The organism is Lysobacter enzymogenes (genome assembly GCF_017168095.1).
GTDB lineage: Bacteria > Pseudomonadota > Gammaproteobacteria > Xanthomonadales > Xanthomonadaceae > Lysobacter > Lysobacter enzymogenes_D.
The window spans coordinates 1-13,843 of the sequence record NZ_LXSD01000582.1; the positions used below are offsets into that span (position 1 = coordinate 1).

The 13,843-nt window shown below is 70.2% G+C and carries 12 protein-coding genes; 1 reads left to right on the forward strand and 11 read right to left on the reverse strand.

The annotated features are described in order from the left end of the window. Positions 1–85: 85 nt before the first annotated feature. Positions 86–589, reverse strand: a complete 504-nt coding sequence (locus A7A76_RS22670) for a UpxY family transcription antiterminator (RefSeq protein WP_074868352.1) — start codon at positions 587–589, stop codon at positions 86–88. 1,023 nt (positions 590–1,612) lie between these two features. On the opposite strand from A7A76_RS22670, the gene A7A76_RS22675 reads away from it, so the two are divergent. Further along, entirely contained in the window at positions 1,613–2,566 is a 954-nt protein-coding gene (locus tag A7A76_RS22675; RefSeq protein ID WP_206413438.1) for an acyltransferase domain-containing protein, read from the forward strand. A 34-nt stretch (positions 2,567–2,600) separates the two neighbouring features. Here the strand turns inward: A7A76_RS22675 and A7A76_RS22680 are convergent, their stop codons facing one another. From A7A76_RS22680 to A7A76_RS22725, 10 genes are all read right to left on the reverse strand, one after another. Beyond that, positions 2,601–3,446 (reverse strand): 4'-phosphopantetheinyl transferase family protein, encoded by an 846-nt coding sequence (locus tag A7A76_RS22680; RefSeq protein ID WP_206413439.1) that lies wholly within the window; start codon positions 3,444–3,446, stop codon positions 2,601–2,603. A gap of 2 nt (positions 3,447–3,448) precedes the next feature. Continuing rightward, positions 3,449–4,210, reverse strand: a complete 762-nt coding sequence (locus A7A76_RS22685; protein WP_206413440.1) for a metallophosphoesterase — start codon at positions 4,208–4,210, stop codon at positions 3,449–3,451. An 82-nt stretch (positions 4,211–4,292) separates the two neighbouring features. Continuing rightward, complete coding sequence (fabD, locus tag A7A76_RS22690; protein WP_206413441.1) at positions 4,293–5,426, reverse strand: ACP S-malonyltransferase; 1,134 nt, start codon at positions 5,424–5,426, stop codon at positions 4,293–4,295. 49 nt (positions 5,427–5,475) lie between these two features. Further along, entirely contained in the window at positions 5,476–6,741 is a 1,266-nt protein-coding gene (locus tag A7A76_RS22695; protein ID WP_241201131.1) for a beta-ketoacyl synthase N-terminal-like domain-containing protein, read from the reverse strand. Further along, positions 6,728–6,982 carry an acyl carrier protein gene (locus tag A7A76_RS22700; protein ID WP_206413442.1) on the reverse strand — a complete coding sequence of 85 codons (255 nt, stop codon included), beginning with the start codon at positions 6,980–6,982 and terminating at the stop codon, positions 6,728–6,730. Before A7A76_RS22700 ends, A7A76_RS22695 begins: the two co-directional genes overlap by 14 nt. A gap of 100 nt (positions 6,983–7,082) precedes the next feature. Then, complete coding sequence (locus A7A76_RS22705; protein WP_206413443.1) at positions 7,083–7,865, reverse strand: polyketide synthase; 783 nt, start codon at positions 7,863–7,865, stop codon at positions 7,083–7,085. Further along, positions 7,865–8,638: an enoyl-CoA hydratase/isomerase gene (locus A7A76_RS22710; protein ID WP_206413444.1), complete on the reverse strand. Its 774-nt coding sequence runs from the start codon at positions 8,636–8,638 to the stop codon at positions 7,865–7,867. The genes A7A76_RS22705 and A7A76_RS22710 overlap by 1 nt, the downstream gene beginning before the upstream one ends. Continuing rightward, positions 8,638–9,894 (reverse strand): hydroxymethylglutaryl-CoA synthase, encoded by a 1,257-nt coding sequence (locus A7A76_RS26100; RefSeq protein ID WP_206413445.1) that lies wholly within the window; start codon positions 9,892–9,894, stop codon positions 8,638–8,640. The genes A7A76_RS22710 and A7A76_RS26100 overlap by 1 nt, the downstream gene beginning before the upstream one ends. 73 nt (positions 9,895–9,967) lie before the next feature. Continuing rightward, positions 9,968–10,684, reverse strand: coding sequence for an MBL fold metallo-hydrolase (locus tag A7A76_RS22720; RefSeq protein ID WP_206413446.1), 717 nt, complete (start codon positions 10,682–10,684; stop codon positions 9,968–9,970). Continuing rightward, the coding region (locus A7A76_RS22725; protein WP_206413447.1) for a beta-ketoacyl synthase N-terminal-like domain-containing protein at positions 10,681–13,843 on the reverse strand (3,163 nt) is incomplete at its 5' end. The genes A7A76_RS22725 and A7A76_RS22720, both read right to left, overlap by 4 nt.

The following is a 13,843-nucleotide window of genomic DNA, read 5'->3' on the forward strand; positions in this document are numbered from 1 at the left end:
GAACTCGCCGCGGCGGCGCGAGCGTCGCCGCGGTCCGCTGCCGACGCGGCATCGACCGCGCGCCAGCGCTGGGCCGCGCGCGCGGCTACAGCGCTGCGATCGCGTCGGCGTCGACTTCCACGCTGACGCAACTGCCGAGCATGTGCGCGTTGATGACCAGGTGCTCCTGGCTGCGCACCCGCACCAGTTCGCCGCACACGCCGGCGAACGGACCGGCGATCACCTCCACGCGCTGGCCCGGCATCACCCGCGGCGCCACTTCCAGGGTCGCGCCGCTTTCGACCATGCGCTTGACCGCCTGCAGATCGCCTTCGGGCATGGTCGCCGGCTTGGTTCCCTGCAGCACCAGGCCGCAGGAACCGCGGATGTAGCGGATGTTCTCGTACTGCTCGGGACTGGGCTGGACGAACACATAGCCGGGAAACAGCGGCATCTCCACCACCGCCTTCTTGTCCTGGCGGCGCGTGACCACGCTGCGCCGGGGCAGATACGCCTTGATGCTCTTTTGCTGCAGGCTGTCTTCCACCACGTTCTCGTGACGGCAGCGGGTGCGCAGCACCAGCCAGGGTTCGGAACTCGATTCGCTCACTCAACGGCCTCTTGGTCTGGTACGACAGGGCTCGCGTTGCGCCCGCAACACGTATCGCCAAACGAACGACTGCCCTTCGCGCAGCAGGCGCGGCCACGCGCCGGCGCCGGCGCGGGCCGGAACCGTTGGCGTGAGGGGAAGCGTGGCGGGCCCGGGCCGGCCTTGCGGCCGCACGCGTCCCTGCCGTCCCCGTGCCGGCATCGATACGGAAGTTGTGGGTGCTGCTGGATGTTGCGATACGGACACATCCGACGGTCCCAGCGCCGGTCGTGCCGAAGCCGATCCGTGCATCGATGGAGCTGCCGCGGCGGCGGACGCGAGTGGATTTACCGCTTCGCCGCCGCCGTGCCCGTCGTGCCCGGTGGCCTGTGCATACGGTGCCAGAATCGATTCGCAAGTAAACGAATCGTGGCGCGAATTGGGATGTCGAATCAGGAATTTAGTTTAGTTAATCGAGCCGCGCCCGAGGATAAAGTCCCAACTTGACCGGGGTCACGGCGCAGCGGTGATGCCAGGTGTGAATTCGTTGAAATACCGTGCCGATCGGTACACAAATTGCTCATTTCAGCTCATTTACAGACACCGGATACGCGCTAACCCAGGACAGACGGAAATGTCATGACCGCTGGCGCAAAAATGCGCCCTGCACGCATGTGAATACGCCTGTGCGGCCGGCGGGTATCGGACGCGAAAATCATTGGATACCCGCGGCCCGCCCGACCGGGATTATCCGGCGGGTTGCGTCGACGACGCAGAACGGGCCCGAAAACGGCCATTAGCGACGCGCAGGGTCGCTTTTAACCGAAGTGAAGGCCGGTCGAAACACAATCGAAAAGAAAGCGGCCATGCCATAAGCGGATGCGCCGGAGATAATCGACAGGACGATAAAGTATACCGACGCGGCTCGCGCGGGCCCGCAACCGGTCACAGCGCGGCCGCCGCACGAGTCGATAAACTTGCGCGTCCCAGGCGCCGACGGCGCCGCGCGCATGCCGGCGCCTCCGGCGCCAGCCGAGACCGCCGATGCCGCCTGCCAGCACCGTTTTCATGTTCTCCGGGCAAGGCTCGCAGTACTTCCAGATGGGCCGCCGGCTGTACCAGGACGACGATGTCTTCCGCCGCTGGATGATTCATCTGGACGATTTCGCGCGCGAGTGGTGCGGCGAATCTGTCATCGATGTCATCCATTCGCGCGGCAAGGCCGACGCCTTCGACCGCACCGCCCACAGCCATCCGGCGATCTTCATGGTCGAGTACGCGCTGGCGCGCTGCCTGATCGAACGCGGCGTGCGCCCGGACCTCTGCCTGGGCGCAAGCCTGGGCTCGTTCGCCGCCGCCGCGGTGGCCGGACACGTGTCGGTGGAGGATGCGATGCAGGCGGTGGTCGCCCAGGCCGAAGCCTTCGAAGGCCATTGCGAGCGCGGCGCGATGATCGCGATCCTGGCCGACCCGGCGCTGTACGCGCAGCCGTTCCTGAGCGAGCACAGCGAACTGGCGGCGGTCAACTTCGCCGGCCATTTCGCCGTGGCCGCGCCGCAGGCCGCGTTGGCGCCGATCGAGGAGGAACTGCGCGCGCGCGCGATCGGCTTCCAGCGCCTGGCGGTTTCGTACGCGTTCCACTCGCGCTGGATCGAGCCGGCGCAGGCGCCGTTCGCCGCGGCCACGGCTGCGCTGCCGCTGGGTCGCGGCGCCTTGCCGGTGGTGTGTTGCGAGCAGGCGGCGGTGCTGGACGAACTGCCGCGGGATTTCTTCTGGCGCGTGGTGCGCCGGCCGATCCGCTTCGGCGAAGCGATCGCGCGGTTGGAGCGCGGCGGGCCGCACCGCTATCTCGACCTCGGCCCGTCGGGCACGCTGGCGACCTTCGCCAAATACCTGCTGCCGGAAGGCTCGCGTTCCACCGCGCAGGCGCTGATGACGCCGTACGGCCAGGACGAAAGACTGATGGCGGCGGTGCTGGCGCCGGCGCAGCCGGCCTGAAGCCGCCGGCGCCGCGACTACGCGCGGTCGCGCCTCAGTCTTCGTCCGAGCGTCGCGTCGGCGCCAGCGTCAACGCCTGCTCTTGCAGCCGCGCCGACAGCTCGCGCACGCGCACCTGCGTGCCCGCCTCGCGCTGCGCGCACAGCGCCAGCAGGTAGTCCGGCTGCGGCCGGTACTGCCACAGGCTCCAGCGCGCCGCGTCTGCGTCGAGGTCGGGCTGCGCGCTCAGCCGCACCGATCGCTCGCAGGCGTAGTGGAAGCTGAAACGCTCCAGCGGCAGCGACAGGCCCATGCCGCGCGCCTTGATGTAGGCCTCCTTGAAGGTCCAGTACTCGAAGAACCGGTCCTGCTGCCGATCAGGCGCTACCTGCGCCAGCGCCGCGACCTCGTCGGCGGCGAAGAACCGGTGGGCGATGCCGAGCGACACGGCGCGATGGCGCACGTGCTCGACGTCCACGCCGATCTCGCGGCCGCGGGTCACCGCCAGCGCGATCAGGCCGTGGGTGTGGGAGATGTTGAAGCAAAGATCCGGCGCGAGCTGCGCCTGCTGGGCCGGATCGATATGCGGCCGGCCATAGGCGTTGGCGCCGAAGCGCCATTGCCCCGGCGCCAGCGGCGCATAGCGCGACAACGTGACGCGGACCAGGGCGCGGGTCAGCAGATAGCGCTTGCGGTCGTCGGCGAAGTAGTAGCGCGGTTCCTGCGCGCGCTCGCCCGCATCCAGCGTCTCGCGCAGCCGCGCCAGCAGGGCCTCGTCGTCGACGCGGTCGTAGCGCAGCAGCCACAGGTCGATGCGGTCGCGGCGTGCGCGCAAGTCCGGCGCGCCGTCGCGTTGCGCGGCGATGCCGTGGACGAAGCTGCTGCCGGCGTCGGCGGCCATGCTCAGAGCTCCTCGACGCACAACAGGCGCCGCGCGGCGATGCCCGTTTCCTGCGGATAGCCGAAGGCGTTGTTGACGTAGCGCACGCCGTCGAGCACGACGTCGCGGTTGATATGGCTGTGCCCGTACACGTGCAGGTCGGCGCCGAGCGCGCGCAGCCGGCGTTCGATCCCGGCGCTGCCGAGCACCGGATCGAGGATGCGGTGGCGCGCCGGCACGTAGTCCGGAATCAGGTCCAGCCGCGGCAGAAAATGCGAGACGGTGATGGTGCGGGCAACGCCCTTGCGCGGCGGCAGCGGGTCCAGCGCGGCCAGGTGCGCGGCGATCCGCGCGGCGTCGTAGCCCGGCGGCCAGCGGCAGGCGCGGTAATCCATCCACGCCTGCTTGAGCTCCTCGCCGGGCTCGCCGAAGCCGTGGTCGTACCAGCCCAGCAGCGGCGCCACCAGGGTCGCGCCGTGGCGCCAGGCGCGGGTGGTGGCGCCGTGGTCGTGGGCCAGCCGGCGCACTTCGTCGAGCTTGTCCAGCGAGGTCTTGCCGGGGTCTTCGCCGAGCACCCACAGGTCGTGGTTGCCCGGCACGAACAGCACCCGGGCGAAGCGCGCGGCCAGCTCGCCTAGGCACGCGCCCAGCAAATGCGGGCGGTGGCTGAGGTCGCCGGCCACGATCAGCGCGTCGTCGCGGTAGTCCCAACGCGACAGCGACTGCACCCACTGCGCGTTGTCGGGGTAATCGACGTGCAGGTCGGAAACGGCGAACAAACGCATCAACGCGCGCCCCGGCGCGGGTGCGCCGCGGCCGCGCCAGCGCCGCCGCCGGGCCGGCGCCCTGCTCTGCCGTTGGCTACGCTCAAGCCGGCACCACCTCGTCCAGATCGAAGTAGCCGTTATACCCCTTCATATAGACCGCTGCGCGATGGCCGAACAGCACCAGCGCCTCGCTGCGGGTCTCGAGATCGGTGCGATCGATCAGCAGCGAGCGCACGCGGGTGCCGACCGGGTGGGCGCGGTTCCAGGCCGCGACCTTGCCGGCGGCGTCGCCGCGGACCGCTTCGGCGGCCGCTGCGGCAGCGGGCGCGACGGGCGGCGCGGCCGCAGCCTGCACGGCTTCCGGCTCGGGCTTGCGGGTCTGCAGCTTGATCGTCTGCACCAGCCGGGTCAGCACGTCGCCGTGGCCGATCTCCTCGAACGTCATCTCCTCGCCGCGTTCGCCAGCGAGCTCGATGAGGTATTGCACGCTCTCCGACCAGCGCACCGTGCTGGCGATCTGCGCCGACAAGGTCTGCGCCAGCTCGCCGGCCTCGTACTCGCGCGCGGTCACGTTGGAGATCACCGGGATCTTCGGCGCCGCGAGCTTGAAGGTCTTGAGGTACTTGGCGAACTTCTCCCGCGCCGGCAGCATGAACTTGGAGTGGAACGCGCCGCTGGTGTTGAGCGGATAGAAGCGCATCTTGCCCTGGCGGAACAGCGGCTCGGCCTTGGCCAGCTGCTCGGCCGGGCCGGAGATCACGATCTGCGACGGCGTGTTGTAGTTGGCCAGCCCGACATCGTCGAGCCCATGCTCGGCCAGCAGCGCCTCGATCTGTTCCTTGCTGGCGTTGAGCACCGCCGCCATCGCCCCGCCCGACACCTGGCCCATCAGCGCGCCGCGCTTCTTGACCAGCTTCAGCCCGGTTTCGAAGTCGTAGCAGCCGGCGGCCATCAGCGCGTCGAACTCGCCCAGGCTGTGGCCGGCGAGGAAGTCCGGCGGCGCGGCGCCGTCGTCGATGCGGGCGAAATAGCTCAGCGCATTGACCACGTACAGCGCCGGCTGGGTGAACTGGGTGCGGCCGAGCTGGTCGTCGGGATCGTCCAGGCACAGTTGGCGGATCGAATAGCCGAGCACGGCGTCGGCCTGGCGCACCCGTTCGGGATAACGCTCGAACAGCTCGCCGCCCATGCCCTTGGCCTGCGAGCCCTGGCCCGGAAACACGAAAGTCTTCATCGCTGGTTCTCCATCGTCGTTCGTAACGGCGGCCTGCGGCCGCCGGCGGCTAGTGGCGGCTCAGGCACACGGCGGTGTTGACGCCGCCGAAGCCCATGCTCAGGTTCAATGCGTGCTCGATGCGGTGATCGAGCGCGCGCTCGCGCACCCACGGCAGCGCGGGTTCCATGCAGTCGTCGAGGTTGCGGCTGGGGTGCAGTTGCTCGGCGCGCATCTGCAACGCCACCGCGGCCAGTTCGACCGCGCCGGCGGCGCTGAGGCCGTGGCCGGTCACCGACTTGGTGGTGTTGAGCCAGGCGTGGCCCAGGCCGCTGCGGCGCAGCGCTTCGAGTTCGGTGACATCGCCGATGCCCGAGCCGGTGCCGTGCGGGTTGACGTAATCGATCTGCGCCGCGTCCAGGCCGGCGCGCTGCAGCGCCTTGGAGATCGCCGCCATCTCGCCGTCGAGCGAGGGATTGGGATTGCGGTTGCCGTCCATGCCCATCGCCCAGCCGGCGATGCGCGCATACGGCCGCACCCCGGCGCGGCCGGCGCTGGCCTCGCGTTCGATCACCAGCACCGCGCAGGCTTCGCCGTAGATGAAGCCGTCGCGCTTGCGGTCGAACGGGCGGCAGGCGTGCTCGGGACGTTCGGCGTAGCGGTCCGACCCCATCGCGCCGAGCGAGCGCAGGCCCTGGCATTCCCAGTGCGACAGGTCCATCAGCGTGCCGACCGCGACGCAGGCGTCGACGATGCCGGCCTGGACCGCGGCGATCGCCTGCACCACCGCGACCTGGCCGCTGGCCGAGGCGCCGCCGACGGTGTGGGCGAAGCCGCGGATGCCGAACACTTCGGTGCACAGCCCGCACAGGTCGCTGTCCATGAACGACATCGCATAGGTCGGGCGCAGGAACTGCGGGCGCTCGCGATAGGCCTCGTGCAACTGCACCAGTTCGCGCTGCTGGAAGTTGGAGCCGCCGACCACCAGCCCGACCCGGTCCGGGTCGAGCCGGTCGAGCGCGGCGTCGTGCCAGGCCTCGTAGACGCTGGCCAGCGCGACCTGCGCCGAGAACGAGGCGGTGCGCAGCAGGCTCGGCGGAATCTCCACCGGCAAGCCGAGCGTGCCTATCTCGGCGCCGAGATAGGCCGTGCCGCCCTCGCCGCGTTCGTCGGCCGCGCGTTGCCGCCCGGGCCGGCGCATGACCCCGAAGCGATGGCGGCCGGCGAGCAGCGCGTCGAGGAAGTCGGCCTTGCCCTGCCCGATCGCCGAGGTCACGCCGATGCCGCTGATGAGCAGGTCCGAGCGCATCGGGTCGGCGCGCTCAGGCCTTGCCATGGATGATCGTGGCCAGCTCGCCGATGTTCTCGGCCTTGGCCATGTCCATCATCGGGATGTTCAGGCCCAGCGATTCCAGGGTCATGATCAGGATGTCGGCGCGGTCGATCGAATTGGCGCCGAGCGCGCGCAGCGAATCGCTGCGCTGGAACTCGTGGCGCTCCAGCTGCGGCAGCACTTCGCGGGTGTGCGCGACGATGGTGTCGAAGACGTGCTGCAGTTCGACGGCGGTCTGGTTCATGGGTCTCTCCCTGGGTGTGTGGCGTGGGTGCGTGACGACGGGGGCCCGCGGCGCGGGCCGGCTGAAACAACGAAAGGACGATGCGGAAGGCGGATGGAGCTCAACGCCCGAACGCGGCGTCGATGCGCGCGCGCACTTCGGGCTGGTGAAAGGTCAGCTCGTGCAGGGCGACTTCCTGCTCGATATAGCGCGGCAGGCGCTGGCGCAGGTCCGCGACCAGATGGTCCTTGAGCGCGACCAGCGACACCCGCGGCTTCTCGGCCAGGTTGCGCGCCAGCTCCAGCGCATGCGCCAGTACCTGCTCGCGCGGCAGCACCGGGAAGGCGACGCCGCGGCGCTGCAGTTCCTCGCCGCGGTAGGTCTGCGCGCCGAGCATCATCTCCGCGGCCAGCGCCGGGCCGAGCTTGTGCGGCAGGATCAGGGTCGAGCCCATGCCCGGAGTGAAGCCGTATTTCATGAAGTTGGCGGTGTACACGCTCTCGCGCGCCAGCACGACCAGATCGGCGAACAGCCCGAGCACGAAGCCGCCGCCGATGCCGTGGCCCTGCATCGCCGCGACCACCGGCACCGGGCAGTTCAAGGCCAGGCTGTAGAGGTCCTTGTCGGTGAACTTGAACCGGCCCTCGTACAGATCGCGCAGGCCTTCCTGGGTGCCGCCGCTGGAAAAGTAGCTGTCGTAGCCGGTCAGCACCACCGCCTTGCAGTCCTGGCGCCCGCCGATGCGGGCGAAGGCGTCGGTGAGGCCGGCGATCAGCGCATCACTGAACGTGTTCTTGCCGGCGCGGTCCTGCATGCGCACCAGCAGCACGCCCTCGCCGGCGTCGCTGAGCGTCACCGGCGCGCCGTCGTCGATGCTTTCGGAGTTGGCGACGATCGCGGACATCAGTCGGCCTCCCACGGGAACTTGCCGCTGCGCACGTAGCGGGCGATCTTGGCGACGTTGTCGGCGTCGCCGAACACCTCGCGGTTGGCCGCGAGCGCCTTGGGCTTGGCCGCGGCCAGGCGGTCGTCGAGTTCGACCGCGTAGCGCTTGTAGCGGGCCACGCCGTCCTTGCCGAGCCGGCGCAGGCGCAGCAGGTGCTTGCGCAGCAGATTGGCGCTGTCGGCTTCGCAGGCGTCGACCAGGCCCCAATCCAGCGCCTGCCGCGCCGACACCGGCTGGGTGGTCAAGGTCAGATAGTTGGCGCGGGCGATGCCGGTGCGGCGGATCAGGAACGGCAGCACGCAGGCCGGCATCAGGCCGAACAGCAGCTCGGACAGGCTGAAACTGGCGGCGTCCTCGGCCAGCACCAGATCGCAGGCAGCGACGAAGCCGATGCCGCCGGCGTTGGCGCGGCCGCGCACGTGGGCGACGCTGACGAAGGGGCCGCAGGCCAGCCGCCGCCACAGTTCGTACAGCGGCTCCGGATCCTGGCCCTGGATGGTGCCGCGTTCGAAGCGCCCGCGGATCTCGTCGAAGTCGGCGCCGGAGCAGAACACGTCCGGCAAGCCTTCGAGCACCACCACCGTGGCCTGCGCTTCGCAGGCGCCCAGCGCGTCGCCGAGTTCGGCGATCAGGCGGTCGTCGATGGCGTTGTTCGCTTGCGGGCGGTGCATCTGCACGAACGCGATGCCGTCCTCGGTACGGACCTTGATCGACTCGTAATGGCGGCTCATCAGACCCATTCGTACTCCCGGTGGAATTCCTTGATCTGCTTGAGGAACAGGGTCTTGTGGCCGAGCGCGGCGCGGGCCTGCGGCACGAACGCGGTGTCGGCGTCGAGGTTGCGGGTGCCGAACTTCATGCTGCGGCTCTTTTCCAGCAGCGCGTCGTACTGCTCCATGCTGAGCTGGTGGCGGCGGTCCAGGCGCTCGCCGATCTTCATCGCGCGCAGCCGCTCCTGGCCTTCCTTGCGCACGGTGCCGCTGAAGAATTCCGAGCAGCAGCCCGAGCCGTAGGAGAACACGCCCACGCGCTGCGGCGCGTCGAAGTCGCCGTTGTCGATGGTGCTGGCCAGCGACAGCGCCGCGGTGGCGCCCATGATGTTGCCCACGCGCTGGCAATGGACCAGGCCCGGATTGACCCGGCGCTGGAAGTCGACTTCGATCTCGTTCGGCTTGGCCTTGGCCAGCTTGCGCATCATGTTGCGGTGCGCGCCCTTGACCATGCCGCCGAACGGGGTGTGATAGGCGATGTAGCCGAAGGTGTCGGCGAAGCTCGCGCCGGCGACGCGCTTTTCGTATTCCAGGTACGCGTTCTCGCAGCAGTTGAGGTAGGACAGCAGCGACAGGTCGGTGTCGCCGGCGTCGGTGTCGGCCGAGGGCCGGCAGGTGTCCATCACCTCATAGCCGTAATAGCCGTTGGCGCCGACGTCGATCTGGAACACGTGCGGGCGGTCGCTGACCAGCATCGCCACCGCGCCGGAACCGCCGCTGGGCTCGGCGAACGACCAGTCCGCCGACAGCGCCTCGCCGCCCTCCTCGACCATGAAGCGCGACACGTCGGTGGCGATGACCAGCACCTTGGCCCCGGGCGAGACCTGCGAGAGCACGAAGTTGACCGCCATCTGCAGGCCCGCCACGCCCGAATAGCAGGCGTTCTTGAGCTCGAACAAACGGCAGTTGCGGTTGAGCCCGAGCAGGTCGTGGCAATAGGTGCTCATCGACTTGCCGAAATCGAAGGCCGACTCGGTGCAGGTGATGACCATCTCGATGCGCTCCTTCTCCTGCTCGCTGAGCGCGTCCACCAGCGGCTTGGCGGCGTTGACCGCGAAGGTGATCGGGTCTTCGTAGGGCAGCGCCACGCTCTTCTGCTTCATCAGCAGGTTCTCGAACCGGCTCATGTCCAGGCCGCGGTGGCGCGCCAGCTCGGTCACGTCCAGGCAGGCGGTGCCGGCGAATACGTTCATCGCTTCGATTCCAACAGGGCTCACGTTCTTTACCTCTGGCGATTGATGGGGCGCGCTGACGTCGGCGCGGGATGTTGCGGCTGGGGCGCGGCGGCGCTCAGCGGAAGGCGACCAATTTGCGCGGGTCTTGCCCGCGCCGCAGGCGATAGGCGGCGAAGCTGCGTCGGTCGGGGAATTGCAGGTACATGTTCCAGCGCAGCAGCTCGGCGAACGGCACGCCGGGCGCACGCACATAGGTGTGGCCCGGATGGATGCGCGTGTCCGGCGCGAGTTCGCGCTTGAGCCGTTCCAGGCTGTCGAACATGGCGTGGGCGGCGGCTTCGTCGCGGCACAGGCCGCAGCCTTCGATGAACAGCACGTCGCCGGCGAACAGGTGCCCGCCGATGCGGTAGCACAGGCAGCCCGGGGTGTGGCCCGGCGCCAGGATCGGCTCGATCCGCAGCGCGCCGAGCGTGCGCGGGGTTTCGTCGATGGCGAGCAGGCGCGGCAGGTCGAAGCCGCTGGCTTCGATCTCGCGCTGCGACATCCACACCGGGCAACCGTGCGCGGCCGACAGCTCGCCGGCCAGATGCACGTGATCGAAATGGGCGTGGGTGAGGGCGATCGCGCTCAAGCTCGCGCCGGCGCGCTGCAGCGCGGCTTCGAGCTTGTCGCGCTGCCAAGCCGGGTCGACCAGCAGCGCCTGGCGGGTGACCGGGTCCACCACCAGATAGTTGTTGTTCTTCATCGCGCCGGCGGCGACCTCGATCAGGGTCACCTCCGGCGCGACGACGGCGTCGGCCTGCGCGTGCGCCTGGGCGACGGCTGCGCTCATGCGTCCACCGCTTCGGTCGCCGCTGCGCCGACGGCCGCCGCTGCCGTGCGCAGGGCGCGCACGTAGAAGCCGTTCAACTCCACCAGTACTTCGCCGCCGAGGCTGAGCAGGCGCAGGTCGAAGCGGCGCACGTCGCCGCCGGCCGGCGCGCCGCGGCTGGGCTCGGCGTAGGCGTAGCAGTCCGGCAGCAGCGGGCGCCAGCGTTGGATCGAATCCAGCGCGAACGGCAGGTAAGGCACGTCGTCGCCGCCCTCGCCCGCCACGCCGAGCACGGTCTGCAGGGCGGCGTCGATCAGGCACGGGTGCAGCAGGTACTGATCGAACTGCGCGCGCAGCGACGGATCCAGGCCGACCCGGGCCAGGGCGTAGCCGGCGCCTTGATGAAGCGTGCGCACGCCGCGGAAGCTCGGACCGTAGTCGAAGCCGTAGCGGCGCAGGCGTTCGTAGCAGTGCGCGCCGTCGACCGCGCGGGCGGCGGCGACGAGTTCGTCGACCGGCAGCGGCGCCGGCCGCGGCCGCGCGTGCGCCGGCCCGGTTTCGTGGAACAGGCGCGCTTCGCAATGCAGCACGCGCTCGCCGTGCGGGTCGAACGAGACCACCGCGCAGTCGGTGCCGTGGCCGCTGGCGCGCAGCACCGTCTTGACCGGCTGCGGCGCCGCGCGCAGCTTCAGCGGCTGCGCCCAGACGATGTCCTCGATCCGCGCCACCGAACGCTCGCCGGCCAGGGTGCCGGCGATGCAGGCCAGTTCGACGAAGCCGGCGCCGGGGAAGAACGGCTCGCCGTTGACGCGGTGGTCGCGGCCGTAGAACGCCTCGGCGGACAGGTGCGAGAGGAATCCGGTTTCGCGCAAGGTCGAGACGTTGCCGGTCAGCAGCGGATGCAACGCGGTTTGCGTCGCGGCGCTCTCCGCCGCGATGGCCGGCGCCGCGATGGGCTGCTGGCCGACCGCCGCATCCGAGACCCAGTGGCGTTCGCGCGCGAAGCGATAGGACGGCAGCGGCAGGCGCTGCGGGCGAAGTTCGCCGTGCAACGCATCCCAGTCGGGTTCTTCGCCGCCGAGCCAGCGCTGCGCCAGTGCCGTCAAGTCGCCGGCGGCGAACAGGGCGCGGTGCTGCTCGCGCTGCTCGGGCTTGAGCGATCGCCGACGCTGGTGCGGCTCGACCCGCGCCCGCAACAGGCCCGACGCATCGGCGCCGGCGGCGAGCGCGTCCAGCAGCGCCAGCGCCTGGTCGCGATCGGCGACGACCATCGCCGCGCGTTGTTCCATCGGCTCACGGCCGCTTTGCAGGGTGTAGGCGACCCGGGCCAGATCGACGCCGTCGTGTTCGCGCAGATGCGCGGCCAGTGCCGACGCGTTCTCGCCTAGGCGCTCGCCGTCGCGCGCCGACAGCACGATCAACTGCGGCGCCGCGAGCGCGGCCGGTGCGGCCGGCGCGACGTATTCCTCCAGCAACACGCAGGCGTTCACTCCGCCGGCGCCGAACGAATTCACCAGCGCACGGCGCGGCGCGCCGTCCGCCGTCGGCCACGGCGCCAGTTCGCGCTGCAGGCGGAACGGCGTGGCGGCGAAATCGATGTCGGGATTGGGTTGTTCCGCATGCAAGCTCGGCGCCAACTGGAGGTGGCGCAGCTGCAGCACGACCTTGGCCACACCGCCGATGCCCGCGGCCGATTCGGCGTGGCCGGCATTGCCCTTGACCGAACCGAGCGCGCACGACTGCCGCGCCATCTGCGTACCGAAGGCCTGGCTCAGCGACAGCACTTCCAGGTTGTCGCCGAGCTGGGTGCCGGTGCCGTGGCCTTCGACATAGCCGATGCTGTCCGGCGCGGCGCCGGCGCGCTGCAGCGCCTGCGCGATCAGCCGCGCCTGCGCCGCCGGATTCGGCGCCGAATAGCCGTTGCTGCGGCCGCTGTGCTCGCAGGCGCTGGCGGCGACCACCGCGTGGATGTGGTCGCCGTCGGCGAGCGCGCGCGACAGCGGCTTGAGCAACACCGCGCCGACGCCCTCGCCCGGCACGAAGCCGTCATCGCCGGCGCCGAAGCTGCGGCAGCGGCCGTGGCGGGCGAGCATGCGCTTGCGGCACAGCGACTGGTACTTGGCCGGATGCAGGTACAGGTTGACGCCGCCGGCGACGGCGAGCTGGCATTCGCCGCGGCGCAGGCTCTCGCAGGCCAGGTGGATCGCCGCCAGCGACGAGGAGCAGGCGGTGTCGACCGGCAGACTCGGACCGACGAAGTCGAACACGTACGACACGCGGTTGGCGATCGACCACGGCATCGCGCCCGGCGCGACCATGTTGCCGCGGCTCCATTCTTCCGGCGTCAGCAGGTGATAGGAATTGGTGGTGACCCCGGCGAACACGCCGACGTCGCTGCCGCCGGCCTTGCCGTGGCGGCGCTTGAGCCGCTCGCGGGTGTAGCCGGCGTCTTCCACCGCCGCCCAGGCCGACTGCAGGAACAACCGCTCCTGCGGATCGATCAGGCGCGCGTCCTCGGCGGGAATGCCGAAGAACGCGGCGTCGAACCTGTCGTGGTCGTCGAGGAAACCGCCCTGGTCGCAATAGATCTTGCCGGCCGCGGCCTGTTCGGGATCGGCGTCGTACAGCGCGGCCATGTCCCAGCGCTGCGCCGGCACCGGGCCGATCAGATCGTCGCCGGCGGCGAGATGGCGCCAGTACGCGTCGAGGTCCGGCGACTGCGGGAAGCGGCCGTGCAGGCCGATGATCGCGATCGGTTCGTCGGCGGCGAGCGGCGATGCTGCGGGAGTGGATGCGACGACGGCCGGCGTCGCCGCGACATGGCGCACCGGCGCAGGCGCCTGCGCCGGCAGGTTCGGACGCAGATGCCGGCGCAACGCCGGCGCCGCTTCGCGCAGCAGGTACGCCGCCACCGCGGCGACGCTGGCGTGCTCGTAGAACAGCGTCTTCGGCAACGCGCCGAGATCGCGCTCGAGCGCGGCATTGAGGTGGCCGACCATGACCGAATCGACCCCGTACGCCTCGAAGCGCTCTTCCGCGTCGATGCGCTCGGGCGGCAGGCGGATCTGTTCGCCGAGCAGCGCCTTGAGGTACTCCAGCGCGGCGGCGGCGAGCGCGTCGCCCGCTTCGGGCGCGTCGTCGCCGGCTGCGTCGCCGGCTGCGTCGCCGGCCTGCGCAAGC